At 33.5% G+C, this 25,106-nt stretch carries 25 protein-coding genes, 17 tRNA genes, 1 rRNA gene and 2 pseudogenes; 36 read left to right on the plus strand and 9 right to left on the minus strand.

Annotation, left to right across the window (positions count from 1 at the left end; translation table 11 throughout):
* The first annotated feature begins 54 nt into the window (after nt 1–54).
* The 18 genes from rrf to FSZ17_RS06705 all read left to right on the plus strand — a co-directional run bounded on the left by rrf (nt 55) and on the right by FSZ17_RS06705 (nt 1,771).
* A 5S ribosomal RNA gene (rrf, locus tag FSZ17_RS06620) occupies nt 55–171 on the plus strand.
* 11 nt (nt 172–182) lie between these two features.
* Nucleotides 183–257, plus strand: a tRNA-Asn gene (locus tag FSZ17_RS06625).
* 3 nt (nt 258–260) lie between these two features.
* Nucleotides 261–353, plus strand: a tRNA-Ser gene (locus FSZ17_RS06630).
* Between the two features lie 10 nt (nt 354–363).
* Nucleotides 364–438: transfer RNA gene (locus FSZ17_RS06635), tRNA-Glu, on the plus strand.
* Between the two features lie 5 nt (nt 439–443).
* Nucleotides 444–519 (plus strand) — tRNA-Val (locus FSZ17_RS06640).
* 34 nt (nt 520–553) lie between these two features.
* Nucleotides 554–627: transfer RNA gene (locus FSZ17_RS06645), tRNA-Met, on the plus strand.
* Nucleotides 628–630: 3 nt separating this feature from the next.
* Nucleotides 631–707 (plus strand) — tRNA-Asp (locus tag FSZ17_RS06650).
* A gap of 17 nt (nt 708–724) precedes the next feature.
* A tRNA-Phe gene (locus FSZ17_RS06655) sits at nt 725–800 on the plus strand.
* Nucleotides 801–813: 13 nt separating this feature from the next.
* A tRNA-Thr gene (locus FSZ17_RS06660) sits at nt 814–889 on the plus strand.
* Nucleotides 890–897: 8 nt separating this feature from the next.
* A tRNA-Tyr gene (locus FSZ17_RS06665) sits at nt 898–982 on the plus strand.
* Between the two features lie 3 nt (nt 983–985).
* A tRNA-Trp gene (locus tag FSZ17_RS06670) sits at nt 986–1,056 on the plus strand.
* Nucleotides 1,057–1,068: 12 nt separating this feature from the next.
* A tRNA-His gene (locus tag FSZ17_RS06675) sits at nt 1,069–1,144 on the plus strand.
* A 28-nt stretch (nt 1,145–1,172) separates the two neighbouring features.
* A tRNA-His gene (locus tag FSZ17_RS06680) sits at nt 1,173–1,248 on the plus strand.
* A gap of 68 nt (nt 1,249–1,316) precedes the next feature.
* A tRNA-Gln gene (locus FSZ17_RS06685) sits at nt 1,317–1,391 on the plus strand.
* 3 nt (nt 1,392–1,394) lie between these two features.
* A tRNA-Gly gene (locus FSZ17_RS06690) sits at nt 1,395–1,469 on the plus strand.
* Between the two features lie 12 nt (nt 1,470–1,481).
* Nucleotides 1,482–1,555 (plus strand) — tRNA-Cys (locus FSZ17_RS06695).
* A gap of 29 nt (nt 1,556–1,584) precedes the next feature.
* Nucleotides 1,585–1,670, plus strand: a tRNA-Leu gene (locus FSZ17_RS06700).
* A gap of 19 nt (nt 1,671–1,689) precedes the next feature.
* A tRNA-Leu gene (locus tag FSZ17_RS06705) sits at nt 1,690–1,771 on the plus strand.
* 148 nt (nt 1,772–1,919) lie between these two features.
* Here FSZ17_RS06705 and FSZ17_RS06710 read toward each other — a convergent pair.
* Both FSZ17_RS06710 and FSZ17_RS06715 read right to left on the minus strand, forming a co-directional pair.
* Nucleotides 1,920–3,032 (minus strand): site-specific integrase, encoded by a 1,113-nt coding sequence (locus FSZ17_RS06710; protein ID WP_057776971.1) that lies wholly within the window; start codon nt 3,030–3,032, stop codon nt 1,920–1,922.
* 111 nt (nt 3,033–3,143) lie between these two features.
* Nucleotides 3,144–3,467, minus strand: coding sequence for a DUF771 domain-containing protein (locus tag FSZ17_RS06715; RefSeq protein WP_057776972.1), 324 nt, complete (start codon nt 3,465–3,467; stop codon nt 3,144–3,146).
* A 903-nt stretch (nt 3,468–4,370) separates the two neighbouring features.
* Here FSZ17_RS06715 and FSZ17_RS23310 point away from each other — a divergent pair.
* The 5 genes from FSZ17_RS23310 (at nt 4,371) to FSZ17_RS06740 (ending at nt 7,864) form a co-directional block, all read left to right on the plus strand.
* Entirely contained in the window at nt 4,371–4,517 is a 147-nt protein-coding gene (locus FSZ17_RS23310) for a hypothetical protein (protein WP_185150674.1), read from the plus strand.
* A gap of 562 nt (nt 4,518–5,079) precedes the next feature.
* On the plus strand, nt 5,080–5,520 hold the full coding sequence (locus tag FSZ17_RS06720) for a hypothetical protein (protein ID WP_057776973.1): 441 nt from the start codon (nt 5,080–5,082) through the stop codon (nt 5,518–5,520).
* A 38-nt stretch (nt 5,521–5,558) separates the two neighbouring features.
* A complete protein-coding gene (locus FSZ17_RS06725) occupies nt 5,559–5,837 on the plus strand; it encodes a hypothetical protein (RefSeq protein ID WP_057776974.1) in 279 nt (92 codons plus the stop codon).
* Nucleotides 5,838–6,876: 1,039 nt separating this feature from the next.
* Nucleotides 6,877–7,395 (plus strand): hypothetical protein, encoded by a 519-nt coding sequence (locus tag FSZ17_RS06735; protein ID WP_057776976.1) that lies wholly within the window; start codon nt 6,877–6,879, stop codon nt 7,393–7,395.
* A gap of 223 nt (nt 7,396–7,618) precedes the next feature.
* Nucleotides 7,619–7,864, plus strand: coding sequence for a hypothetical protein (locus tag FSZ17_RS06740; protein WP_057776977.1), 246 nt, complete (start codon nt 7,619–7,621; stop codon nt 7,862–7,864).
* 466 nt (nt 7,865–8,330) lie between these two features.
* Here the strand turns inward: FSZ17_RS06740 and FSZ17_RS06745 are convergent, their stop codons facing one another.
* Nucleotides 8,331–8,789 (minus strand): hypothetical protein, encoded by a 459-nt coding sequence (locus FSZ17_RS06745; protein ID WP_057776978.1) that lies wholly within the window; start codon nt 8,787–8,789, stop codon nt 8,331–8,333.
* A 241-nt stretch (nt 8,790–9,030) separates the two neighbouring features.
* Here FSZ17_RS06745 and FSZ17_RS06750 point away from each other — a divergent pair, with 241 nt between their 5' ends.
* From FSZ17_RS06750 to FSZ17_RS06775, 5 genes are all read left to right on the plus strand, one after another.
* A complete protein-coding gene (locus tag FSZ17_RS06750) occupies nt 9,031–9,408 on the plus strand; it encodes a YunG family protein (RefSeq protein ID WP_057776979.1) in 378 nt (125 codons plus the stop codon).
* Between the two features lie 88 nt (nt 9,409–9,496).
* Nucleotides 9,497–10,006 (plus strand): MepB family protein, encoded by a 510-nt coding sequence (locus tag FSZ17_RS06755; RefSeq protein WP_057777003.1) that lies wholly within the window; start codon nt 9,497–9,499, stop codon nt 10,004–10,006.
* Between the two features lie 176 nt (nt 10,007–10,182).
* Nucleotides 10,183–10,689 (plus strand): hypothetical protein, encoded by a 507-nt coding sequence (locus tag FSZ17_RS06760; protein WP_146846399.1) that lies wholly within the window; start codon nt 10,183–10,185, stop codon nt 10,687–10,689.
* Between the two features lie 236 nt (nt 10,690–10,925).
* Nucleotides 10,926–11,285, plus strand: coding sequence for a hypothetical protein (locus tag FSZ17_RS06765; RefSeq protein ID WP_057776697.1), 360 nt, complete (start codon nt 10,926–10,928; stop codon nt 11,283–11,285).
* A 598-nt stretch (nt 11,286–11,883) separates the two neighbouring features.
* Nucleotides 11,884–12,462: a hypothetical protein gene (locus FSZ17_RS06775; protein WP_057776696.1), complete on the plus strand. Its 579-nt coding sequence runs from the start codon at nt 11,884–11,886 to the stop codon at nt 12,460–12,462.
* A gap of 730 nt (nt 12,463–13,192) precedes the next feature.
* On the opposite strand, the pseudogene FSZ17_RS06785 reads toward FSZ17_RS06775, so the two are convergent.
* Nucleotides 13,193–13,601 (minus strand): annotated as a pseudogene (locus FSZ17_RS06785) (Tn3 family transposase); the annotation flags it as partial.
* 142 nt (nt 13,602–13,743) lie between these two features.
* Between FSZ17_RS06785 and FSZ17_RS06790 the strand changes: the two are divergent.
* From FSZ17_RS06790 to FSZ17_RS23315, 4 genes are all read left to right on the plus strand, one after another.
* Nucleotides 13,744–13,956 carry a DUF3951 domain-containing protein gene (locus FSZ17_RS06790; protein WP_057776694.1) on the plus strand — a complete coding sequence of 71 codons (213 nt, stop codon included), beginning with the start codon at nt 13,744–13,746 and terminating at the stop codon, nt 13,954–13,956.
* Nucleotides 13,957–14,198: 242 nt separating this feature from the next.
* Nucleotides 14,199–14,393: a hypothetical protein gene (locus tag FSZ17_RS06795; RefSeq protein ID WP_057776693.1), complete on the plus strand. Its 195-nt coding sequence runs from the start codon at nt 14,199–14,201 to the stop codon at nt 14,391–14,393.
* A 284-nt stretch (nt 14,394–14,677) separates the two neighbouring features.
* Nucleotides 14,678–15,094 (plus strand): RDD family protein, encoded by a 417-nt coding sequence (locus FSZ17_RS06800; protein WP_057776692.1) that lies wholly within the window; start codon nt 14,678–14,680, stop codon nt 15,092–15,094.
* Between the two features lie 193 nt (nt 15,095–15,287).
* The gene (locus tag FSZ17_RS23315; RefSeq protein ID WP_185150675.1) at nt 15,288–16,829 is read left to right on the plus strand and encodes a hypothetical protein; all 1,542 of its coding nucleotides are present in this window, start codon (nt 15,288–15,290) and stop codon (nt 16,827–16,829) included.
* A gap of 288 nt (nt 16,830–17,117) precedes the next feature.
* Here FSZ17_RS23315 and FSZ17_RS06810 read toward each other — a convergent pair whose 3' ends face one another.
* Nucleotides 17,118–18,062 (minus strand): restriction endonuclease, encoded by a 945-nt coding sequence (locus tag FSZ17_RS06810; RefSeq protein WP_057776691.1) that lies wholly within the window; start codon nt 18,060–18,062, stop codon nt 17,118–17,120.
* A 1,023-nt stretch (nt 18,063–19,085) separates the two neighbouring features.
* Here FSZ17_RS06810 and FSZ17_RS06815 point away from each other — a divergent pair.
* Nucleotides 19,086–19,460, plus strand: coding sequence for a DUF3888 domain-containing protein (locus tag FSZ17_RS06815; protein WP_057776689.1), 375 nt, complete (start codon nt 19,086–19,088; stop codon nt 19,458–19,460).
* Between the two features lie 70 nt (nt 19,461–19,530).
* On the opposite strand, the gene FSZ17_RS06820 is transcribed toward FSZ17_RS06815, so the two are convergent.
* Nucleotides 19,531–20,370, minus strand: a complete 840-nt coding sequence (locus tag FSZ17_RS06820; protein WP_057776688.1) for a tyrosine-type recombinase/integrase — start codon at nt 20,368–20,370, stop codon at nt 19,531–19,533.
* A gap of 131 nt (nt 20,371–20,501) precedes the next feature.
* Here FSZ17_RS06820 and FSZ17_RS06825 point away from each other — a divergent pair, with 131 nt between their 5' ends.
* Both FSZ17_RS06825 and FSZ17_RS06830 read left to right on the plus strand, forming a co-directional pair.
* Nucleotides 20,502–20,987, plus strand: a complete 486-nt coding sequence (locus FSZ17_RS06825; RefSeq protein ID WP_057776687.1) for a hypothetical protein — start codon at nt 20,502–20,504, stop codon at nt 20,985–20,987.
* Nucleotides 20,988–21,443: 456 nt separating this feature from the next.
* Nucleotides 21,444–21,626: a hypothetical protein gene (locus FSZ17_RS06830; protein ID WP_146846403.1), complete on the plus strand. Its 183-nt coding sequence runs from the start codon at nt 21,444–21,446 to the stop codon at nt 21,624–21,626.
* Between the two features lie 394 nt (nt 21,627–22,020).
* Here the strand turns inward: FSZ17_RS06830 and lepB are convergent, their stop codons facing one another.
* Nucleotides 22,021–22,623 (minus strand): signal peptidase I, encoded by a 603-nt coding sequence (lepB, locus tag FSZ17_RS06835; RefSeq protein ID WP_057776685.1) that lies wholly within the window; start codon nt 22,621–22,623, stop codon nt 22,021–22,023.
* Between the two features lie 257 nt (nt 22,624–22,880).
* Between lepB and FSZ17_RS06840 the strand changes: the two genes are divergently transcribed.
* Nucleotides 22,881–23,198: a hypothetical protein gene (locus FSZ17_RS06840; protein WP_057776684.1), complete on the plus strand. Its 318-nt coding sequence runs from the start codon at nt 22,881–22,883 to the stop codon at nt 23,196–23,198.
* A gap of 178 nt (nt 23,199–23,376) precedes the next feature.
* On the opposite strand, the pseudogene FSZ17_RS06845 reads toward FSZ17_RS06840, so the two are convergent.
* Together FSZ17_RS06845 and FSZ17_RS06850 are read right to left on the minus strand one after the other, a co-directional pair.
* Nucleotides 23,377–23,616, minus strand: a pseudogene (locus FSZ17_RS06845) (hypothetical protein); the annotation flags it as partial.
* A gap of 230 nt (nt 23,617–23,846) precedes the next feature.
* Nucleotides 23,847–25,037: an MFS transporter gene (locus FSZ17_RS06850; protein ID WP_146846404.1), complete on the minus strand. Its 1,191-nt coding sequence runs from the start codon at nt 25,035–25,037 to the stop codon at nt 23,847–23,849.
* Nucleotides 25,038–25,106 lie beyond the last annotated feature (69 nt).

The raw sequence follows: 25,106 nt of genomic DNA on the forward strand, positions 1-25,106 counted from the left end.
TCTCTTGAAAAAATTTAAAAAGACGATATAATAAATATTGTCTTTAAAAAATAGTCTGGTGGCGATAGCGAGAAGGTCACACCCGTTCCCATCCCGAACACGGAAGTTAAGCTTCTCAGCGCCGATGGTAGTTTGGGGCTGTCCCCATGTGAGAGTAGGACGTCGCCAGGCATATGGATTATTCCGCAGTAGCTCAGTGGTAGAGCATTCGGCTGTTAACCGAACGGTCGTAGGTTCGAATCCTACCTGCGGAGCCATAAGGAGAGCTGTCCGAGTGGCCGAAGGAGCACGATTGGAAATCGTGTAGGCGGTTTATAGCTGTCTCAAGGGTTCAAATCCCTTGCTCTCCGCCATTTACATACTGGCCCGTTGGTCAAGCGGTTAAGACACCGCCCTTTCACGGCGGTAACACGGGTTCGAATCCCGTACGGGTCACCATATATGGAGGATTAGCTCAGCTGGGAGAGCATCTGCCTTACAAGCAGAGGGTCGGCGGTTCGATCCCGTCATCCTCCACCATACTCAAATTCATGAGCATGAGAAATAATATTATCGCGGGGTGGAGCAGTCCGGTAGCTCGTCGGGCTCATAACCCGAAGGTCGCAGGTTCAAATCCTGTCCCCGCAATATGGTCCGGTAGTTCAGTTGGTTAGAATGCCTGCCTGTCACGCAGGAGGTCGCGGGTTCGAGTCCCGTCCGGACCGCCATTATTTTAATGCATAGTGGCTCAGTAGCTCAGTCGGTAGAGCAAAGGACTGAAAATCCTTGTGTCGGCGGTTCGATTCCGTCCTGAGCCACCATTTTAAAAAAAGTGCCGGCCTAGCTCAATTGGTAGAGCAACTGACTTGTAATCAGTAGGTTGGGGGTTCAAGTCCTCTGGCCGGCACCACTTATATAGGTGGGGTAGCGAAGTGGCTAAACGCGGCGGACTGTAAATCCGCTCCCTGTGGGTTCGGCGGTTCGAATCCGTCCCCCACCACCATTTAGGGGTATAGTTTAAAGGTAGAACAGAGGTCTCCAAAACCTCCAGTGTGGGTTCGATTCCTACTACCCCTGTAATTAATTATGGCGATTGTGGCGAAGTGGTTAACGCATCGGATTGTGGTTCCGACATTCGTGGGTTCGATTCCCATCAGTCGCCCCATAATATTGAAATGAATAATAAAGTTATGGCGATTGTGGCGAAGTGGTTAACGCATCGGATTGTGGTTCCGACATTCGTGGGTTCGATTCCCATCAGTCGCCCCATATATTTAAATGTGTAACATTATTAAGATAAATTTATATAATGATAATACAGAAACGAATGAAATTATTGGGCTATAGCCAAGCGGTAAGGCATCGCACTTTGACTGCGACATGCGTTGGTTCGAATCCAGCTAGCCCAGCCATTTGCGGAAGTAGTTCAGTGGTAGAACACCACCTTGCCAAGGTGGGGGTCGCGGGTTCGAATCCCGTCTTCCGCTCCATTTTCATATTATGGCGGCATAGCCAAGTGGTAAGGCATAGGTCTGCAAAACCTTGATCACCGGTTCAAATCCGGTTGCCGCCTCCAAATTGAGTTTTATTCATTTTATTATATACGCCGGGGTGGCGGAACTGGCAGACGCACAGGACTTAAAATCCTGCGGTAGGTGACTACCGTACCGGTTCGATTCCGGTCCTCGGCACTTCTATAAAACTTAATAAGCCGGTGTGGCGGAATTGGCAGACGCGCACGACTCAAAATCGTGTTCCTTCTGGAGTGTCGGTTCGACCCCGACCACCGGTATCTTTAGAAAAATTTAAGTTTCGATATGATTTTTTAAATAGCTCATAATCCTTGATTTGACGGGGGATATGAGCTATTTTCTATTTCTGAGTATTCGTTAGAAAACGATAAGATTTTAAATCATTTTACACATTTTTTACACAAGGTTTTACACAATCATTTCCTCAAACGTCTTCATACTAAGCTGTTCATCCTCAATGCGCAATTCTTTAAGAACATGAGTATACACTTTCAATGTTGTTTCGATATCACCGTGTCCTAGTCGTTCGCTTACATAATGAATTGATGCTTTTTTATAGAGCAATATACTTCCATGCGTATGTCTTAATCCATGTACAGTGATAGAATGAATTCTTAGTTTATCTAATAATTTTTGCAGCAACTTATTTGCATTTGTATTGCTAATGACTTTGTACTTTGAAGATGGACTGTAAAACACCAATTGATTTAAATTAGTGGGTGTTGATATAAACAGTTTTTTAAAGTAGTTCATAGTAGCCGAATCCATCTTTATTATGCGATCTGATTGTTCATTCTTAGTTGGTCCGAATCCTTCTGGGGAGTTCTTCTTGTAACCCCATGTTTTATTGACACTGATTGTATTGTTTACAAAGTCAAAGTCTTTTCTTGTAAGACCAATAAGCTCCTCATAGCGCATTCCTGATGTAATTGCCAAAAGCAATAATGAGTAACCTAGTCCTTCCTCAAGCTTACTCCATATGTTTTGTAACAATCGTTCACTTTCTCCATAACTTAAATGTTTCTCCATGGATTTCTTAGCTTGTACTGTCCAAGTAAGTTCGGTTTTTCTTGTGAAGTCGATTTGTATCATTTGCTCCTCAATGGCATCTTTGACACATGCCTTAATGTGTCCGTTAATTTTTGCGACTGTTTCTTTTGCTTTATCCTTGCCAAGCCAGTTTAAAAACTTCTGGTAGTTTTGTCTTTTGACATCTTGAATAGGCATTTCTTGAAAATAGTCTTTAACAGCCTTTAGCGAATACAAATAATGTTCTAAGGTTACACGACTTACTTTTGGTTCTTTGTAAAGCTTAATCCAACTCGCGAAGTATTCATTTAATGGAATCCTTTTAAGCATAGGCATTAGGCCTTTTGACAGCTGTGCTTCTACTTCTGCTGCTGCAATTTGTGCCTCTTTTTTAGTGCGGAATCCACCTTTACGAATAGGGCTCTGTTTTCCATTCATGGTATGACTGACAGTGTATTGATAAGTTTTTCCACGTTTTTGTATGCTTGCCATTCAATCACCTTCTTGTATATCTAAAGAAGGATGACCAGGCGATATAACGGTCACCCTAATAATAAGATTTTGTAAACTATTTGTATAGTTAGAAGAGACGAGTGAACTCGTTTATGATTCCGAAAATATTGCTTGGAAATTCTTATCAAGAAATTTAGCCATTTTTGATGCATGAAAGGACCAAGTTTGTCCTTTACTTTTGGGATAATAAACAAATCCTCCTTTTTCGACATCGAGTACTTTTCTATGTTTTTCGGGATATAGAATATGTTCCTTTATCCACTCATGTTTTTTGTTGATTCTGTTTTCAAGGTCTTTCATTGACCAATAGACACCAGACAATTTTTGTTTTCTTAATTCATTCAATTCGACTTTCGAAATTATTATAGAATCTTCTGGAATAGGGATTGTAAGATTAACTGATAATTGTTGCACTTTCTCTTAACCTCCTAGATACTATTAAGTATTTATTATTATTAAAGTATTGTAGATAAATGATATCTGACTTATAAATCTGATATTATAAACAAAAAAGGCACACGGGTCTTAGGGACCCATGTGCCTAGTGCTTCTAGATTTTCCACATAATTAATTTATTTATATATATTGATACTATTATCTACTATTGTGATATCTTTTTCAAGGTTTGTTTACACTTTTCGGAATGGTTAATTTTAATTGTTAATTTTATCTAAAAAAGAATTAGCTCTGTTAAATTATTTCACTTGCTTTCTAAAGAAAGCTATTTTTCTTGAAGTGCGTCTATATGTTTTTTTAGGAGAAAACTTATTGATTTCTTCAATTCACTTATCCAATTTACTGCCCTCTTCAAGCAGTTTATAGCTGCTAATGATTAATTCATCAATATCTTTCCATCCAGTCATTTTCAACATTTAAAGCGTTCCTTTTAGGCAAGAAACCTTATCTATTTTTCATGTTATCATATTGAAGTAACAAGGTACATAGCCTCGCATAGAACTCTAATGTACAAATATCAACTAAATCCATCTTCATTTTCTGATTTAATGCAGATGTTAATCCATTTTACGATCCATTCAAACATTAAGGGTTAATCAAATAAAAGTCTATTTTAGCAAAAATCCAAGGGAGCCATATCAGGTCTGCCATAATGATCATTAATCCTCAATCAGGCCATATTGTGGAATAACAACCTTGAATAGAATTGGATATTTATGTAAAATTAAAATAAGATTATTAATACTTGTACTTAACTACTATAAGAACGTAATTTTTCTTGTATATTCTGCGGTGATGCTTTGCTCAAGTTTAACTAACGCTATGCTAATAAAGTATAGGGTAGGTAATGGAGGGTTTGTAATGGCAAGGTTAATTGACGATTTAGCTGGTGCAATCTATGATTTCTTTAAAGCTATTTTCAAAAGTATGTGTTACTTTTTTTCAGGAATGTTAATTGTTGGTGCTCCACTTTATCTAATTGTTTTAGCATTTAAAATGTTTTACTAAATGAGCGTTTATTTAGGAACGCGTCTTTTTCGTTATAGGGCGAAATTCTTGTAGAGAAATTGTGCCATTTTCAGTAATAGGGCCAGATTTTTTAATAGCAATTTTAAAGCAAAGTGGATATTGTGAGGGTTGCTCTTGACTATTGGACAGCTTAGTTCATTAGAAGAATAAACCTAATGAAAAGTGTTTTAAGAGAAATATTATTACTTTCTTAAGCGGATCGAACTGGTATCACAAACGAACTGATGAAGTTGATAATATTATTGAAAAGAAGAAGATTTTAAATAATCTTGAAGAGAAGTCAATAGATATGATGCACATCGGATTCTTCAGAAGACTCAGTTACATGTGTTAAATGTAATCGAAGATTAACAAATAGTGAGATGAATTTTTAAAAAGATAATAATATTCGTATCATTTATTGTAAGAATGATATTCCTGAACAATTGCTTAAAAAGAGAGGAAGTTAAAGATGAAGATAATACATGCTACATGTACATTGTGTCAACATTTTGATTCTAATAGAACTAATTGCCAATTAAATAGACAAGAGGTAAACCCATTGGATTATAAATTGCCAAAACAGTGCCAGGATGAAGGAAGGTTTATGCGTAATTTAAATGTGCTGCTTGAAAGCTATCATTATTATACAATTGATCAAGACATCCCATTTGGTTGGGAGCCAGATCTTACTAAGCTTCCCAAAGATTCAGATGGTGTACCGCTCTTTGTATATACAAAACGTGGATTAGAACGGGCCCTTCCAGCTGATCCTCGTGTTCCACTCGTTGGAGATATATTAGTTGGGGTTAAAAGAATCATGACTTACCAGGGCCAACGAGAAATCATTTTTGATTTAGGTGTTGATATAGCAAAAATAGAGGCAGAGAGAGCGGGAGTACCACTACATATTTTACCTGAAGAAGAAGGCTGCATAGGTATTCAGGAGCTTAAAGCTGCTTATGATCATAAAGCAAGGAAGGTATCGCAATCCAAAAACTGACTGGATAAGTGAAGAACCTATAGAAAGTTGGTAATCAGATGAGCTCAAAAACCAATGATACTCGGTCAAATATCATTTTTCTAATTTATAAGATTTATACTTTATTCCAGCAGCATAAATTGGAACCTATAGAATGGGAACAAGAATCTTTTAAACTATCATGGGATGGGAAGCAAACATTAAAACTAGAAAAGTCTACTATTGTGTTAGCTTCAGTGAAAGATGGAAATGTTATTCTATCCACAACTATTATGGAGTATTATCACTTACCTTACTCATGGCTTTTAGATATTCAAAAATCTTTTGAAAATCAATGATGGTCGATTTATTATAAGCACGAATTACATTAAATCCATTATCTAGTCAGTAAAATCAAATTAAGACAAACTTTCTCATAATGCATTTCGGTAATATTTCGTAGAATAAAAACTTAAGCTTGAATATACTTTAGGAAAATATATGCTTGAATAATGTGTAGTATATTTGAGTTAAAGAATAAACTTGTCATTTGTAGTTTTATAAAAAAGACTAATCATTTAAAACATAGTTTGATTAAAAATCCTGTGGGGATATACAGGGTTTATTTTGTTCCACAATCGGGCCATTTAATGGAGTAAAGTATTTTACGAAAATGGTTATGGGTGAAGAGTTTGTGAGGTTTTTTACTTAAACTAACGGGGCAGTTTTGTGATAGAAGGATTATTCTTAAATGAAAAATACGGAGGATGATATCACTATTAGTAAAAATATTCCGAATTTAATCACGGACCGTGGTAAGCTATAAAGTAGGAGGGTGATTCAGATTGGAGTTCAGAATTGGGAACGGTGCTATTGTCCTACCCCCTTTACACATTACAATTATCGCAATAATAATTATTATTTTTTTAGTAAGGTGGAGCAAACAATTAGAAACACGACGATTTACGGTTTTCTTTTACTTTTTGATTAGCACTTACATTACCCCAATTTTTTCTTACGGTACAAAAGAAGGTTTATTTCAGCTATGGTTTCCCTTGGGATTTATAATAGTTTTCTTTTACTTGTTTCGTAGCAAAAGAAACCATCCATCTAAAATGAAAGCGAGTATTCTGGGACTTTGCATAGCATTATATCAGTTGATTTTTCAATATGTTGGGTAGTTTTTGATATTGAACTAACGGGGGCTTTCCTTTAATAACGATATTCAACAAAAGGGCACTTTTCTGAAATAAGGAAAGTGTCTTTCTTCATGAAAAGGGCTATAAAATTGAACATGCCTTTAAGAAAAACTGGATATTTATGTTAATATATTGATAATATTGTGAAGGAATGTACTTCAACTAACTGTCAGTTTAGTACAAGAAGGAGGAATAGTTGATGAAGAAAATATTATTATTTTTTTCTGTTTTTTTACTGCTTAATACAGCCTGTTCTAACACTTCAAGTAATATTACGGAGTTATCTTTAGAAAATTTCCCACATCCAAAGTCAACTGAGATTTTAGATAGACAGCGAAAGGATGATTATGAAATAGTGTTTTATACAGACGAAACAGGTTATCGTATTGGATACAAAAAGTTAGATGGTGAATATTGGACACATACTGGCAACGGTGAGATAAATCCTACTGACGGTTTTGATTGGGTAATGAACAATGACCCGACAATACCAATTACATTGTTTGGTGGGATTATTACAGATGAGAAAATTACAACTGTTTTTGTAAAACAAAAAACAATGGAGAAAGAAGCAGAAATTATTGCGACTGATGAAGGATTGAGGTTTTGGTTTACTACCTTTGGTTCTTTAGAAGAACCAGATTTAGGGGATCCAGACCAATTGAAGATTGAAGCATTTGATGATAATGGAAATATTTTGTGGAAAGATGGAATATAAAATGATGGGAATTTTAGGGGGAGAAATTAGTAATTAAACTCAACAATCTTATTAAAGTAACGGGGGCTTTCGTAGAACAATCAGGTTGCTGCGGCAGCCTCTTTTTCTTATTTTCAACTAAAGGATGCAGGTTAATTCAATAAGAAGAATATGTCTTATGTCACAATAGACACACCTATTGCGAACTAAAAGGTCATACTAAGGAAAAAAAGGTGTGACTTTAGTGAAACGAACATTATTTCTTATCACATTAATTTCTTTACCCTTACTTTTGGGATTAGTTAAAGAGAAACAAGATGAGTGTCTTCCTTTTAAAGAATGCTACGATATAGCTTGGGATGATGGATATGGGCTTGGATTGGCAACAGGCGAAATACGTGAAAGATATAGTATCGTTCGAACTCTTATAAAAATGGGTAAAACAGACAAAGAAATTCTTCGTATTGCAACAACAGTATTGTTGAGCTAAAGGACATAAAGAATCAGCTCAAAGAATATCATGGTTATTTTGAATTTGAAGTGACAAGGTATGAACTTATCAGAACTCTTTTAGAAGAAGGTAAAACGGATGAAGAAATTGTCAAAAAAGCACATTCAAGTTTTTATGAATTGGAGCAAGTGAAAAAACGACTTAAACAATATAATGGAAAATTTAAGTGGGAAGTGCAGTAATTAAAGCACTTATTATAAGCGAAAGCGATAAGTCATGGTAAACTAAACGAGCAGATTGTGAAGTATTGTACTTAAAGTAATGGGGGCTTTTGTTCAATAAGACTTTATTATAATCTTCAACAATCGGGCGCAATTCTTATATAAAGAGTTGTGTTTTTTAGTTATTTAGATGAATAAACAAGAAATTTATTTCTTTGATATTGCACATTTGACATAAAAAGAGAAATAAAAAAAGAGAGGTCAAACCTCTCGGAAAATATACTTTACTGTTGGAAGACGAATTGTTCTTTATATTTACGATCAGTTTTGTCATCCTTTTCTGCCCAAGTAACAATAACTATTAACTTTGATGCTTTAGTATATAAAGGAAAGTTGTGATGTTCAAGAGCTGGTTTTAAAGGTTTATTTCCCTCATAGTCAACAGTAAAAAGTTCGTATTCCGTTGTTGAGTTTGGGTGATCTCTATAGACTTCAATTCTAACTAATTCAACGTTGTCCTTGTTACTAATGTTATTAATGACCATACTGTATACATTATATAGGTCTGGTTTACCAGATTTGTTGAGGCTTGGGTCCATGGCATTTGGTTTCCCAATTACAATTTCCCATTGTTCAGATGTTTCGGTTGCGGGTAACTTTTCTAATGATTCTGCATAAGAACAAATTGGTGCCAATGATAAAAGCAAGCCTACATAGGATAGTTGTATTAATAACTTTTTCATTTTGTCACATCCTTTTTATTTTAAAATTAGTTTGTTTTATAAAACACCTATTATTCCCTAAAAATGTAACTTGTTTTGTCGCAGTTCGATGATACTGTGCATTAAATTTAAACAACTTATTCAATAATCGGGCGCTTTACTTCAATAAGGAGTAGAGCATTTTTTTATTGATTTACGGAGCAGGATTGCTTAATTATAATTAAAATTATAATAAGTTAATCTATGATAGAGAGGGATTTGTATGGAGAATAATACGTTACAAATAGAACAAATAATGAATGCTTTGTCTAAATCGTGGTCTTTAGAATCAAGTTCAAAATGGAGTAAGGATAATCCTGCAAAGGGACAATGTGGTGTAACCACATTAGTAGTAAATGATATATTAGGTGGGGAAATAAAGAAAACTAAACTGCCTGATGGATGGCATTTTTATAATATTATCAATGGGAAACGATACGATTTAACAGCTTCTCAATTTGGAGAAGACATCTTATATATGGATATTCCTTCAAATAGAGAAGAAGCATATAAAGATACTAATGATAAACAGTATAATTATTTAAAACAAACCGTTTCAATCAATTTAGATACATTTTTCAACTACGGGTGCTTATCTTGATATTCAACGATCGGGCGCGATTCTGTATTAAGGATTAGCGCTCGTTTTCATTAAAGGGCCATTTTGTTTGAAATTTAGGAGTGAAGAAATGAATGATTTTTTTACAGCATTAACTTATATAGATAAAATGATTTATGAGTCGAATCACTTAACTGTAAAGTCAGTTCAAGAAGAGAAGCAAAATTCTAAGTATGGTGCTGGTACATTTCAATTATCTTCTAAAACAGTTCGATTCAGAGTTGCGAATATAACCCCTACCAAAGTAGGGCAGTTTGTTGCGCTTTGGGAAAAGGACGAAAATAATAAAAATCAACCCTACTTATATGAGGAAGCCCCAGATTTATTAGTTATAACTACCTTTAAAAATGAAAATGAGTTTGGTCAATTTATTTTTCCAAAAGAAATTCTTTTAAAACAGAACATTCTTAGGTCTACTTCAACAAAGGGTAAAATGGCAATAAGAGTTTATCCTAGCTGGGATAGTCCGAGTAGTAAACAAGCGATGAAAACTCAAAAATGGCAGTTACCTTATTTTATTGATATGTGTAATCTGAATAAATTACCCTTAGAAAAAATAATAGAACTGTATTCTCTTTAATCCTCTGCAATCGGGCGCTTTCCTAGAGAACAAGGATCAGCGCTTATTTTTATTTTAGGACCAAATCTGGAATGGGGGGGGAAATGGGGAGTTACTCAAGTAAAACATTTTGTTTGAAAAAGGATAATTGTTATTGATCCGGTGAAAATAAGCCTAAAATAGTTAGGTTGATGTAAATGAATAAAAAGTTTTCTCATTTATTGTTAATATCAATTATTTTAATTTATGGAGTAAATAATGAAACTTTTTTTGCTAATTCTGTAAAAGAAGAAAAACCACCTAAAAGCGTTTGTATAGAAGAATCTGAAAAAGAATATCAAGAATTTAATAATAAGGTGTTAAAAGATATTGTTAAAAGCTTTAACTTAGATTTATCAGAGTATCAAGAATTTATATCTGATGACTTGATGTTAAAAGTAGGGGAGAAGCTTAATGACCATTCTGACAAGATGTCGCTACAGTCTTTATTTGTCGGAAGAAGTAATGGTTCAAGGCGCCTATTTTTAAAGAATGGCTTAGAAGGAAAAGAAGGTTATTTTCTTTATAAGAAAATTGATGGAAACAATGTTAAAAAGAAGTTAAGTAAAATTGGTGAAGTATGGGTCGTTATGTCAGTGGATGAAAAGAAGGCCAAGAAGATTCGAATTAAGCGATTCAACTGGGATAAATGCTCTGAAAATTAGAATATACCGGTACATAAATATTTTTTCTTATTCAATTAAAGGGTGCAATTCTTGAATAGGAATTGTGTCTTTTTCAATAATCGGGCCATTTAAAGGAATAAGGCTCCAAAATAAAACTGGATGTTTATGTTAATATTGGTGTGGGATTGTGAAAAAACTTACTTAAACTAAATGGCAGTTTAGTCGAATAATGGAATTATCATTTTGGAAGAATAGTCCAGAGGTGGTAATGGTTTATGAAAAGGATAATCATCGTGTTTGTTGGATTACTCTTGGTAGGATGGAATGGTGTTCCCGAAAATGAATTACTCGAAGAAACTTTATATGCAAGGTATCATACTTATCTTGACCAAAAATATTCAGATTTTATATTGTGTCCCAGAATTAGAGTCGAAAGAATAAAAGGTGATACTCGCAGACATGTTGCTTTTGCAAGTGCGTTAAATTATGGTTCGCATCATGGTGAGATTCCCTACAATAGAATTCATTTTACATTAACTGATACTCCAGAAAAGGGTGTTGTAATCAATAAAGTTACAGTAGAAAAAGGGATTTCGGAAAAAGAAAGTATTATACAGTGTAGAAAGAAAAATTAAAAAAACTTATTAAGCTAACGGGGGCGTTACTTTAACTAGATATACTTATGATCAAACTTTTTTTAAAAATCAAACTTAAATCTGCTGAAAAAGAATCCATTTTGATCATCTTTTTTTAAAAATGGATTCTTCTTATTTACCATAAAATACGGGTTTATGAGGAATTTTTAATCAAACTTTATTTAAAAGCAACCGCAGGACTATATTAAATTAACGTATAACTTTAGTTGAAAAGTATAGATAAAATGAACATGATTTTATCTATCTTAGTTATCAACAATATTGTTACTTCATATTTATTGTTTTTTTGCGGTTACTAACAATAATGTCGGTGAACATTAATTGCTGCTTTGAAATAAAGTTGAACTGTTTAAAAAAGTTATACCTTTTAAAAAAGTAGCTCCGTTATTTAAACTGCCAACGCTAAAATATTATTAGTGTTGGCTCTTCTTATTTAAGTTATGATAAGTGTATATAGGTTTTGAATATTGAATTATATAATCATTACGATATTCGGAACTTTTGGTAAATGACAGGATAATATTGAGATTAAGTGATACATGATTGTTATGAAATAATTTTGGTTGGCGGTGAAGTTTTGAAGGAGAAATTCAGTAAATTCATTAGACATGTGTTAGCTAAATTCTACAAAGTTGATGAATTGAACGAGTCTAATTTGTTAGTGAAATTCATCGGCGTAATTTTTTTAATCTTAGGTTTTGGATATATATTTGGCTTGGTTCATCTTAGTTCTCTAGCTATTTTTAGTTTTTCTTTATCAGGTATTTTTTTTATTTTGAGTGATTTATCCAAATACATGGCTGAGGAGTGGGAAATAAAAAAGGCTTTAGGTAACGAGAGATATAAAAAAGTAAGATTTTTTAAAGGATTGAGATACACCTGTTTATTTTTTGGTGTGTTGTTGTTAATAGGTGGTCCCTATTTGAAAACTGTGTTAGACGAACAATCTCTAGATATTTTAGGAACTGCTTGTGCATTTATTGTCATAGGTTTAACAGTTATAAAAATCAGCTTAGATAATACAAGAAAGCATTATGATATGTACGATTCTATCATTAACGAAACAACTGAAATCTTGAAAGAAGTAGAAAAATATAAAACTAAGTGCGAGCAGCTGGAAAGAGAGTTAGGTGAAATTAAGGGGCGTATAATGTAAGAAGTGCATTTTTAAAAGATTTTATGGAAATTTATAAGGTGTTAAGTGCACCCCTTTGGGATTTTTAATTATGCTTTTCTTAATTAATCAGCTAGTAGTATGTCAATATTTTTCAATAAAAATATATTAAATCACATGACATTCTAAAAATAAGCATGCCAAATAACCTTCCGCTAGTTTAATAGGATGGTATTTCCTTGAAAACTACTATTATTCTTGTGTTTTAAGATAAAAAACTTTTGATAATTTTATAATTCCTTATTAAACACAACTAACACAATAATGATCAATATAACAATCAATAATTCAACTTTAGAGTACCTTTGATTCTCTTTCTTTTGATTTAGGCGTTTCCTATATTTAGCTTGTATCTTTCGTTGTTTATCATTATTTTTCATGTTAGCTCCTTATTATTTACTTTGTATTCAATTTTATTATAAATTCTAAAGTATGTGAATCTTTTATGATTTGTTTACTTGAAGATCTTAAGGAGAAAATAAACACTGATCGTTGCTGTACTGTCTTTTAGCAATAAAAAAATAGACCTCCCTTCGCCTGTAAATTGATGGAGAAGTCTATTCCCTCTTCTTTGATGATTGCTGCAGCCGAAGGTAATAAGGCTGCTTTTAGCATTAACATGGATATAACATTAGATAGGGGTCCCGTCAGGAAAATGCGGATTTACAACGCTAAGCCCATTTTCCTGACGATCCCCCAGTTTTTAACAACGTTATGAAAGTTTCAGTGGTCTTAAAGAATCTAACGAACCATTTTCTCTAAATTAAAACGGTATTCTCCCAGTAAATTAATATGTTCCCAGCCTAAAGGCGACATATGGTGCAATAAATCTTCATTAAAATTACCTGACCGTTTTTGATATTCAACTGCTTTTGTTAGATGTAAAGTGTTCAGATACTGATGGCGTTGATGATTATGCTTAAGGCGCTGGCTCTTTGAAACTGATGCTGTATAGTTCTCTCTCTAAGATCTCCTTGTTTTCCAAAGAAAATAACTCTTGCAAGTCCATTCATGGCTTCTCCTTTATTCAATCCTTTTTGTATTTTCCTTCTTAAAGATTCATCCGAAATGTAATTCAGAATAAAGATTGTTTTTTCTATTCTGCCCATCTCACGTATTGAACAACACCTTTAAAAGAAACTGGATATTTATGTTAATACATATATAGGCTTTGTGAATGTACTTAAGCTGATGAAGCAGGAACTTTATAGAGAATCTTAGAATAAGTAGATAAGTAAATAAACCTTTTAAGGAGTGTTATCAGTGGCATATTTCTATACATTATTCGTTATTTCTGTAATTGGATTTGTTATTTTTCGTATGATTAGGAAAAAATCAGCCCCTACTAATAGATATACGCCATATGATGACATTACATTGGGTAACAAAATTTATTTAAAGCAAGATACCCCCATTCAGGATTCCAAACATCTTATTCAATACGAAGAAAAAGTAAAAAATGATAAAACAGTTTAAAATCTCAATTAGCATGTTCTTATTTAACTAAAGGGCGCTTTTCTGAAATAAGGAAAGCGTCTTTCTTCATGAAAAGGGCCAGATTGTTGAATAACACCTAGATATCTAGGTGAAAGTTTAGTCGAGTTTGTAAACTTTGTACTTAAAGTAACGAGGCAGGTTTGTTCATAAAGGAAATGTTATACAAATGTGGAATTAGTATTGTATTAAAAATAAATATTGGTTAGGGGAGAAGAGATTAAGTGGGACGTTACGTTAGTATTTTTCTACTTGCTATCTTAATAACTATTGTCTTAGGTTTGGCATTGCCTGAATTAGCAATCTTTATATTTGGTCCAGGTGAGTATCTTATCCCGATACTTCTAAGTTTATTTGCTTGTTTTATTATAACCCAATTATTTTATATTATTGGGCTGTTGAAGAAACAGAGTCGATAACTTATAAGATAAACCTTCTTACCTAAATTGTTTATATTAATATTCAATTTAATCCTATTCTGCACAGACAAAATGTAAACAAAACCATTATAGAAATTATAAGGTTATTCCTTTTGTGAAAAAATGTACTTACACTAACGGGTGCGATTGCTAAACAAGAATAGTCGCTTCATGTGTTAACGGTGCAGGATTGTTGAACAAGCATTGAGTAAAAAACTAACAAAAGATAAAGAACATTACGCAAAGTGAATGTTAAAATATATTAAGAGAAGGGAGAGATTTTGTTGGATAGGAAACCAGCAGGCTTTGGTGTAAGGTTATTAGCGGATTTATTTGACTTTTTCCTTCTTACTATTCCAATTTCTTTGGTGTTCTTTTATGTAAAAGGAGAATACTCATATGATTGGGCATCGGGGTGGACTTGGCAAGTTATTTACACTTTGTATTTAATGTCAGTACCCATAGTATGGAGTGGATATATAATAGGTAAACGTATTTTTAAAATAAAGGTAAAACGAACGGATGAAGATAAATTAGCACTTAAAGATATGTTTTTGAGAGAAGTTGTAGGGAAGTTTATATTAGTGTATTTAACAGTTGGTTTATCTAGTATTGCTAGCGTTTTTATGGTGATATTTAGGGAAGATAAAAGGGCAGTGCACGATTTAATCGCAGGGACCTATGTTAGTTATGAAAGATAACATTCGAACGGAACGATTGCTAAATTAGTAGTCGTTTTTTGAATAAACGGGGGCGATAATCCAAGAAGGGTTTCGCTACTTTTGTTGAAGTATTTTAACTATCGAGGCGGTTTAGTTGAACAAAGGGTACTGATATTCAAGGGAACACCAGGGAACAATAATCTCTAATATTAGCTAAATAAAGGGGATTATTATGAAAAAAATATTATTATTTACCATATTGGTATCAGTCATTTTATATCTATCACCAACTTTTACTCACGCTGTTGTAAAATTAAATAATGACCCAATGAAAATTATCAATGAGTTTTTGCCACCAAAATCAATATTGGTAAGTCATAAAGAACCTAATTCAACTAAACCATATCAGTTTTATGACTTTAACCAAGATGGACAACAAGAGATTATTATTACTTTTGAAATAAAGGCAAAAGAACAACCAAATCCTTCACAATATGGTGTAATAGTATTAAGAAAAGAAAATGAAAGATGGGAAAAATTTTGGGAGACTAAAACACAGGGAATAGGATTAGATTATTCAGGTGTTTTTGATATTACTGGTGATGGTATTAAAGAGTTCCTCTTTGGTGTTACAATTGGTGCTTCAGCTGGAAATAAACTAGAGATTATTAAATGGGATAATAATTCTTTAAAGAAGATAGCAGAAGTTCCTTATCATATGATGGAGCTATTAAGTAATAAGAAAGTTGGTATAGCCGTTTGGCAAAGGTACATTGCTGATACCTATTTTGTAGATGTTCTAAAATGGAATGGAAAAAAATTAGTTCTAGATGAAGAACTATACTCTAGTTACTATCCTGTAATTGAAAAATTTTATAACGATAAAATATCAAAAATGGATGCGTGGTTCTATTGGTATACACTTGCAGATGCTCAAATAAAGGCAAATTTATTTGAAAAAGCTAGGGATTCTATACAGAAAGGAACTACATTAGCAAAGCAATTATCATTACCTGATGCAGTAAAAAACTTTGAAAAATTAAGTGATAAGCTGGATAAACCACGGGTTCCTTTTTTGAAACAATTAATGACGCACTCATTAAAGCATTATGAGGTTCAAAACATTAAAATTGAAAATGATTCTGGTCAACAGCGTATATTCAGTATCAACGATGGTTTTCAAGAGCGTGTTCTCAGAAAAGTGGTACACTGGCTTAATAACTCTAGCCGAGTGAATGGAACAACTGAGGTATCTTTAGAGAAACCATCCAATAAATTGACATTAAAAACGGTAAATGATGAAGTGATTACCATTGAACCTGCTTATAAGTGTGTACTTGAAAACAAACGCAAAACCTGTACAGCTAAAGATGGGGAATTAATCATTTCGGAGAATAGCCATAAAGTGCAAATAAAGTCCCAATCCCTATATGATTGGCTGGTAGTAGGGTGGAGAAAAGAATTGAACGGACCTACTAAAGAAGAATTGCTTGAAGAAGCATTGTTTACACGTTATTTATATATTTTGGGTCCATCTTATTCGGATTTTTTTATGTGTCCAAAAATCCAAATTGAACCCATTGATGGGGACCCAAGGAGACATCTTATTTTTGCAAGTGCTTTAAGCTATTCAGGACATCACGGTGGAGATTATGATAAACTTACTTTTTCTGTAAGGGATTCTAACCTAGAAGGGTTAAAAGTAACAAATGTAAAAATTAAGAAACATATTTCGCAAGAAGAGAGTCAAAAACAATGTCGAAAGTTCGATTAAATATAGTTTATACGACAGAGGCGATTCTTCAAAATGAAAACAAGTTTGTGAAGGATTGTACTTACACTAACGGGGTGCTTTAGTTGAACAAAATAAATAAAAAGATGATTACTTTAAGAAAATGGAAGTCGCCTTGCCTTTTTTATGTTCAATAATTCCTTATCGTTGTAAATCAGCATTTTCCTTACTCTACCCCTATATGGTGCATCTTTTCTCTCCTTTCTTTAAAAATAGCATAAAAAATACGCCTCCCTCATGTTGGAGAAACGTATAAATTCAAAGTATTTTTTATGGTACAAGTACACGATTTTTATAACTTGGTTTTCCTTTAGGCTTAGTATAGTAAGAGTTCAAAAATTCTTCCCAAGTGAAGCGTGGCTCATATTTTTGCATCTCCTCAATTAATCGTTTCCGACTCCATAATTCTATGCCGAATTCTTTAGATGCTTCAAAGGCCGGTTTTGTAAAATATGAATTAGTTATTACCATTCCTTTTTTACATTTTTCTTTTGTCTTACCTGCTAGGATTTGTTGAATAGCATCATATCCTACCTTACCTTTATATCTTTTACACTGTATTGCTGTCTTTTCACCCTTTATATTAGTGGCTATAATATCTACACCAAAATCACCACTACCTTTTGTAACTCTTACATTCATATATCCAATATTCCACAATAATTCTGCAACAAAATGTTCAAATTCAAGTCCTTTCATATTATCAACTTCATCAATTCGAGTTGATTTCACTGCATATTCTTTTTGTAATTTGTTTTTGTAGTTTTCTACTGCTTTCTCATTATGTTCCTTTTCAACAATTACAATATCTCTAATTATTTCTTCTGTTGGCTCGGAGAATATTGTAGTGGGTTCGTCAAATTTAACGATTAAATAAATAAAAACAAGAAACGATAAGCCTAAACAAAAAAGTATTCCGGTAAAGGCCCCAATCTCCAGTGAAAAAAATCCTTCTAATAACGATCCAATAATAAATGAAAGTATAATAAAATAAAACAATACAGTAAATGAACTTTCAAATACCTTAGAAAAGCGTTCATTCCTAACTATTCTTTTATGTTCTTTCATATATCGTGTTTCATTGTAAGTATAATCTTGTAGCTTTTCCCTATACAATTCTTCTGTTCTACAATCAACACAATATGGTTGTATTTTATTATTTTCAATTTTTTCATTCATAATTTTTTGGTGTTTTACACATCTATATTTTGGCATTATATATCACCGTACCTATTTTTTCTTGTTAGAAACAGTTATTTTATCCTATTTCTATTATCAAGCTAGATACACTGGTAGACAAGGATATTTTGGAAAATTAAAAAAGCGATCTCAATGTTGGAACGGATTAGCTTGTGATTGGAACAAATAATATAATTTGTATCTTAATATTAGCAAACTTTGTGTCTATTTAAGGCTTTATCTTGAACCAAAGGGTGTGTTGATCAAGAAGGATTAATGCACTTTTTTGTTGAAGTTATTCAACTAATGAAGCAGGTGTGCGGCCGAGCCTAGGTCGTATCATATAGCGGGTGGGATTCCCGTCGAGTAAGAACTAGCCATTCGCTCGTAGCGAGTCTTGGAGGGTTAAAGGTAACTTTAGTCTTTAAGCGTAGACAGTTAGGTGGCGGGCCGAAAGCCAAATGGTTGAAGGGATTGAGCTCCATAATGTTAGTAAATCGAGAGGGCTGATGTTTTACCTGCAGCAGAAAGCTACATTTTATCCTTCGTTAAAGGCAAGATGGATAAAACCTCTCTGGAGTCAGAGACCTTGGCACGTTACACATCGATATGATGCGGCAACTCGGGAGACCCTACCGGTCTTTTCTTGTTAGAAGAGTATGGTCAACAAGCGATAATAAGCAAGGAAACCAAATGCTGTGTAGGGAGTCGGATAGCAGCGTAGTACCAATGAAGTTGGGTAATGCCGATGGAGGAAAGGCTAGCTACCAGTTATCGCCCTTACTAGGGAAACATTTACTACACTCAGAGGTAGGGATAAATGGAAACAAAACTACTAAGGATAGCAGAATTAGCAAAATCTGAATCTAAGAGATTAGCTACATTTTGTGAATGGTAACTAGGAGGAGCCGTGTGCGTGAATAGCGCAAGCACGGTTCTGTGAGGGGGGAGGAACACAATCTACCGCAAGGTAGAAAGGTTTCCTTCTACTCGACTAGCCAAAGTAGGATATTAAATAAACGAACCTTAGTAAGGGTAGATTAATACTGAGGTGTTCATATGAAAAAGCCAATATATATCTTATTCATTTTATGTTTTATGGTATTTGTATCTCCCAATTCCTCAAATGCGACTGAATTACCTCAAGACGTATTGGAAAAAGCGTTAATTAAGCTATTACAAGGACCAATTCTCTCTGTTGTTGGTACAGATTGGTTTAGAGGTAATGAAAAAATATTAGAAATAAAAGACGACGACCAAAACAATGATATATTTTACGTTACGGTTCAAGTAGTAACTTTCCAAGGTCCACATAACCCGCCCTACATGGAAGAGAAAATAACGTTTAAAATTATTGCTAATAAAATAAAACCAATTGATTATTTCAACCGAGTTATACCAGAAAATGAGTGGAATAAATACCAATTGGAGTAAATTCTTATTGAACTAAAGGGGGCGATAGTGAAAAGGCAGCGGAGTATCCGTTGCCTTTTGCCATCCATTATTAAAAATATTTTCTGTAAAATTCTCTTCTAACGCTTCCACTTAGCTGAGCATAAATCCTAGTGGTCTCGCTTTTTTCGTGTCCCAGTAAACTTTGAATAACATCAATAGGAGCTCCGTTGTTCAATAGGTGTGTCGCATAGCTGTGTCGCAGTTGATGTGGATGAATTTCTTTGTTGATCCCTGCTCGACTTGATATTCGTTTTATAATATATCTCATTTGTCCAATACTCATTCTATGTGGGTGCCGTTCAGTAAAAAAAATAGCTGGGTCTTTATCCTGACGAAGATCCAAGTATCGTTTCAGCCAGATTTCACACCGTATATTAAAGTAGACCTCCCTTTCCTTATTACCTTTCCCAAGCACAATGGCGGAACGATTTGACCAATTAATACAATTATTATCAAGAGAAACAATTTCTCCTATTCTACAACCTGTTGAAAACATAAATTCAAATAACGCCTTTTCCATTGGCGTAATACATCCTTCCCTCAGGTGTTCTATTTCTCTCTCTGTTAAAAATTTTGGAATCCGTTTTCCCTGTTTAGGTTCTTTGATTTTTGCAGCAGGATTCTTCGGTATATGCCCTTCTTCGTGTAACCAACGAAATATCGATTTAATAAATCGAATTCGATGTGCCAAACTTGATGGCTTAAGATGTTCGCTGGATTTTGCCAAGTATTCTTTCAGCCGATCAGTAGTCAATGATTCAATATTCACATCGTCAAAGTATTGGATAAGTAGCTTAGATTGGAGCTTATATGCATTTAATGTCTGAGGGGAGAAGCCTTCAATCTTTTTATCCGATTCATATAATTCCCAAGTTCTTGATAATAACAACAAAATCTCCTCCTTTTTGTATTGGAGGAATTATTGCCTTGATTGTAGAAATGGAAACGTAAGGTATTGAACTATCGAAGCAGTTTAGTTTAGTAAGAACTATTTATTTAAAGGGATGAGGTAGAAACGATTTGAAATTGATAAAAACTGGAGCAATTATTGCTCTTGGCATACTATTTATTGCTATATTAAGCAATCTTTTTACGAAAGATTTGTGGGATGTAAATGCAAAGTTATTAAGAAAAGAAGTGTTAGCAATTGAAGAATCCGTTGATACAATAAATTTATTAGATGTCACCCCATTTGAATGGGATGTCGTATATTCCTTTGATCCCTATACACCTGTAGAGACGGTGTATGAAGAAGTAGGGTATAAATGGGACAATATAACGGATACAGTAAGTGATGCAATGAATCAAATAGTTTTTTTGAATAAAGGGAAAGTTGTCTGTTACATATATGGTTATCCCGAATATAAAGGGTATGGTATATATTTTATAAAGAGAAAAAATTTAGAGATTACCGGTTCTACGTTTAAAGTTAATGATGAATTAAATCTTCAAGTAACGAGAAAAAATGGAGTAATTTATTTGAGCAACTATGAACTGTTTAAATAGGAGATTTACTTGAAAATCGTTGAGCTGGTAAAACTGCTCTTTTTCTTGTTCAACTAAAGCAGCAGTTTAGCTGAACAAGGAATAAGGAGAACGAAATATTTAAAAGAAGGATTTTAAAAATATAGGGATAATTATACTTAATATGGTAATTTAGTCATTTAAGAGGAGGAAGGAGAGCGTGCAAAGAATAATTAGACAATTTTCAAATTTATTTCCTGCATTTGTAAGTGGCTTATTTTTTGGTGTTTTTTCTACTTTACTTATTATTTTTGTTTTAATAAAAACAGGTCTATTAAGAAGTTTTTTCAATTAATGGATGCTTGAGTTGAAGATCCAGCTGCCAAACCATGCGGCTTTTTCTTATTGAACTAACGAACAGTTTAGTTTAATAAGGGTTAAATTAAAATGGCTAGAAGGTAATTTATGGAATATAATGTAAGGGAGAGGGGGGGTAATTTGACTGCAATTTGGTTTTTTATTATTTTTATTCTCGGCATTTTGGGATTTGCTTTAATAATCGACTTGAGACGTAAGAAAAACAATAATAATCCTCAAATACCAACTCATTCGAACGCTAAGCCAGGAGATAGTTCAAACTATACGATGGGTGATAATAAAGACACTGGTGGATTTCAATAAATATTTCTTGAGACTAATGAGGGCGATTCTTCATCAAAGGAGGTCGCTTTTTTATTATTTAATCAAATAGATTGTGAAATGTTGTACTTAAGCTAACGGGGGCTTTAGTTCAATAACGCTATTCAACAATCGGGCGCAATTCTGCAGCAAGAATTACGCTCTTTTTATTTATTTTAAGGGCCAGATTGTGGAGTAACTTTATATTACGTAGTAGAAACAAAGCGTGTAATAATCAAAAAAACTGTCCTAAAAAGGTAACGGGTTCCGTTTTGGGAGAGAAAAATGCTAATAACATTGTAATAACAGGACAAATGAAACCAGAGTAGCTATAAAATTAGCGATAATAATAACACAAAAAAGGCATCGGTTTAATTCGATGCCTTTTTAATCATATTTATTCTGTGTATCCGATTACTTTACCAACAAAATTATCCTCATTTAACACCATCATTTTGCCACGCAACCAATCATCACCAATTAAATAGAATTCTTTGTCAGAAAGTTTAATTTCTTTCATACTTTTTTCGAAAAGTTCTATCATACCTTTTTTATCGTATTCATTTCCCTCGTTATCCATCTTTTCAAAATAACTTTCTTTATCTAAGCCCACTCTATGTGCATTTCCGTAAAAGGCTTCTAATTTCTTGCTGTTAATATAAATTTGACCCTTAGTTATCTTAATTTTTTCACCAGGAAGCCCAACTACTCTGGATATGTCTTTTTCTCCATCCTCATTATCAAAAAAAATAACATCTCCTCTAGAAATATCAGATATATTTACTTTTAGTTCAATAGCTAGAGTTTTATCAAAATAATCGTGATTTCCTCTGTCCATATTATCGTACATATGGTGGTGAGTTATTATTTCGGAACCAACATTTTCAATTATCGCAACATCTGGGGTTGTTTTATCATCTGAAAGTGATTCTGACGAAGCATTAAAGGAACAACCAGTCATCAAAAGTAACAAAACAATAATTAACATACTATATTTCATAAAAACCCCCCCTTTATTTATATTTTACAGTAATAATAGTAAAAACCTACTTAATTCTTTGTCTGAATTTTGAATTTTTAATAATTTTTGTAGAAAGTCGATCTTGTTACTCGACTTATCTCAAATTTGTGAAGAGTTGTACTTAAATTAACGGGTGCGGTTGATCCAAGAAGGATTACGCACTTTTTTGTTGAGTTTACTAAGCTAACGGAGCAGGTTAGTGAAATATCATAGGTGTATCAAGAGGGGGAATTAATGTGACAAATACTCCGTATTCCGTTTGGATTGAAGCTGAACAGTGGGAACAGTTATGGAATGAAGATGATGATAATACTGGCGTTGTCGTAAGGTTTGAGGGTGGTTCCGAATGGATGGCAACCTTCTTTACTTATCAAAATATTTTTAGCATGGCAAAGAAAAATGAGGAAACAGGAGAATGTTTAAGAGGTAGTTATTTTTGGGCAAGTGAAATGATTTTGGTGAGGAAAGTCACTCGGATTGATATTGAAGTGGTTATAAAAAACTTGTTAGCTGATGGTACTTTTGAAAGTGTATTTAAGTTGTGTGAAGATTAGCTTGTTGTACAAACGGGGCAGGATAGTTGAAGAAGGAAATGTAGTTCACATATTTATGATGTTATGATTGCCCATCAAAACACTCCTGATGACTTAGATCTTACTTATTATCAATAAAATGAAAACAAATCTAAAAAAAGTATATAACTTATTTAAAAAGATTATATAATAGAAAAAGTCATGAGCGAATTAGCCCATGACTTTTTCTATTATATATATTCAGTATTTTACATCTATTTTCCTGTTCTATATCATGTCCAAAGAAAACCATTGGATTCTTTTTACTAACAACTTCTTTTAAACGTTTTATTGATGATAAAGCCAATTCTGAATCAAGTACCCTGAATGGAACTTCATCTTCAAAATTCTCTTTCGTATACGATGCATCAATCTTTAATAACACTGGACCAGAGTTCTTCTGCTTCCCCTTTTTCTTTCCATCTCAAATGGTTAAATAGAACGTTCACCACTGTTGTTTATTGATTATAGTATTATTCTTCGAATCTCATTTCCCTAAAGTAGATAAACTTTACATGGCAATATCGTAAAAATAATCATATTTTTTTATGCTGTTTTTTCTGATAACAACAAATGAAACATATTCACACAGCATTGCTTTGGCCAAAAATACCTAATTAATCTCTTTCTTTAACTTTTCACAATAGAATGTGAAGGTTTTCTACCATGCAGTAAATAATAAATACCAATTCCGATTATTATAAGGAATGAACAATAAAAATATAATGTTCCATGATTAAATTTAGCTGCGGCAATACCAAAGATAAATGATCCAATGCCGAACCCAAAATCATATATAGTAAGGAATGTAGCCGTAGCTAATGTCTTTTTTTTAGGTGGTGCTACTTGAATAGCAATGGTTTGAAAACTTGGAAACATGGTTCCCCACCCAACTCCAATAAAGGCTGCTGATGTAAGAAATAACAAGGACGTATTCGATATACTCAATAAAAAAGTACCGACTCCAAAGCATAAAATAGCTGGATAAATTATAATATTTGCCCCGAATAAATCATACCATTTTCCGGTAAATGGTCGGGAAATTAAAAGTACCACTGCGTACACAACAAAAAAATAACCACCAGCTTCCACTAAACTTTGCTCTTTAGCATATATGGAAACGAAGGAGATAATTCCAGAATAAATCATTCCAAAGAAAGCTGAGACCAATGATACAGGAATGGCGGAATTTTCTAAATAACCTCCAAATTTCATATTTGTTTTTCGTTCAATTACCTTTTCTGGCATAGAAGCTTTCTTAGGTAATTTAACAAGTAACCCTGCAACGAGTGCAAAGAGAGCACAAAATACATTTATAATGAACATTACATTTGTCCCTGTTTGTTGCATAACAGTCAAACCCAAAAAGGGACCAATAGCCATAGCAAGATTTAGCGTTAGTCCATAGTACCCCATACCCTCTCCTTTGCGAGATTCCGGGATGAGATCGGCCACAATTGCTCCAGTGGACGTTGTGGCCATTCCAAAACCAATTCCATGAAAAAAGCGAAGAATTAGTAAGCCAGTCAGAGATTGAGGAATAAAATACAAAATTGAAGCTGTGAAAAGGACAAGGAGGGAACTTATAAAAACGACATGCTTTTCTGCCTTTTCGAACCATTTACCTGCAAATAGGCGTGTTAGGATGGATGCAATCAAAAAAACTGTAGTAATAAGTCCAGCTTCAGATTCGTCACCATGCAATTTTTGTATAGCGTATATAGGTAGTGTAACCAATAAATAGAAAAATGCTGTAAACACGAGAAAATTAGTAATGGCAATACTGATAAAATCCCTTGTCCATAATCGGGGTTTATCCAATATTTCCACCTCCCAGATCAAAATTTTTTCTAAATTCATTATTCAGTTATACTGTCATTTCTAAAAGGT

The sequence above is a fragment of the Cytobacillus dafuensis genome (assembly GCF_007995155.1).
Classification (GTDB): domain Bacteria; phylum Bacillota; class Bacilli; order Bacillales; family Cytobacillaceae; genus Cytobacillus; species Cytobacillus dafuensis.

Bases quoted from the DNA above. Each gene is read 5' to 3' on its own strand.
- FSZ17_RS06735 (WP_057776976.1), top strand. From the start codon at position 6,877: ATGAAGAAAATATTATTATTTTTTTCTGTTTTTTTACTGCTTAATACA.
- FSZ17_RS06750 (WP_057776979.1), top strand. From the start codon at position 9,031: ATGGAGAATAATACGTTACAAATAGAACAAATAATGAATGCTTTGTCT.
- FSZ17_RS06815 (WP_057776689.1), top strand. From the start codon at position 19,086: ATGAAAAAGCCAATATATATCTTATTCATTTTATGTTTTATGGTATTT.
- FSZ17_RS06760 (WP_146846399.1), top strand. From the start codon at position 10,183: ATGAATAAAAAGTTTTCTCATTTATTGTTAATATCAATTATTTTAATT.
- FSZ17_RS06745 (WP_057776978.1), bottom strand. From the start codon at position 8,789: ATGAAAAAGTTATTAATACAACTATCCTATGTAGGCTTGCTTTTATCA.
- FSZ17_RS06765 (WP_057776697.1), top strand. From the start codon at position 10,926: ATGAAAAGGATAATCATCGTGTTTGTTGGATTACTCTTGGTAGGATGG.
- FSZ17_RS06755 (WP_057777003.1), top strand. From the start codon at position 9,497: ATGAATGATTTTTTTACAGCATTAACTTATATAGATAAAATGATTTAT.
- FSZ17_RS06725 (WP_057776974.1), top strand. From the start codon at position 5,559: ATGAGCTCAAAAACCAATGATACTCGGTCAAATATCATTTTTCTAATT.
- FSZ17_RS23310 (WP_185150674.1), top strand. From the start codon at position 4,371: ATGGCAAGGTTAATTGACGATTTAGCTGGTGCAATCTATGATTTCTTT.
- FSZ17_RS06810 (WP_057776691.1), bottom strand. From the start codon at position 18,062: ATGCCAAAATATAGATGTGTAAAACACCAAAAAATTATGAATGAAAAA.
- lepB (WP_057776685.1), bottom strand. From the start codon at position 22,623: ATGAAATATAGTATGTTAATTATTGTTTTGTTACTTTTGATGACTGGT.
- FSZ17_RS23315 (WP_185150675.1), top strand. From the start codon at position 15,288: ATGAAAAAAATATTATTATTTACCATATTGGTATCAGTCATTTTATAT.
- FSZ17_RS06710 (WP_057776971.1), bottom strand. From the start codon at position 3,032: ATGGCAAGCATACAAAAACGTGGAAAAACTTATCAATACACTGTCAGT.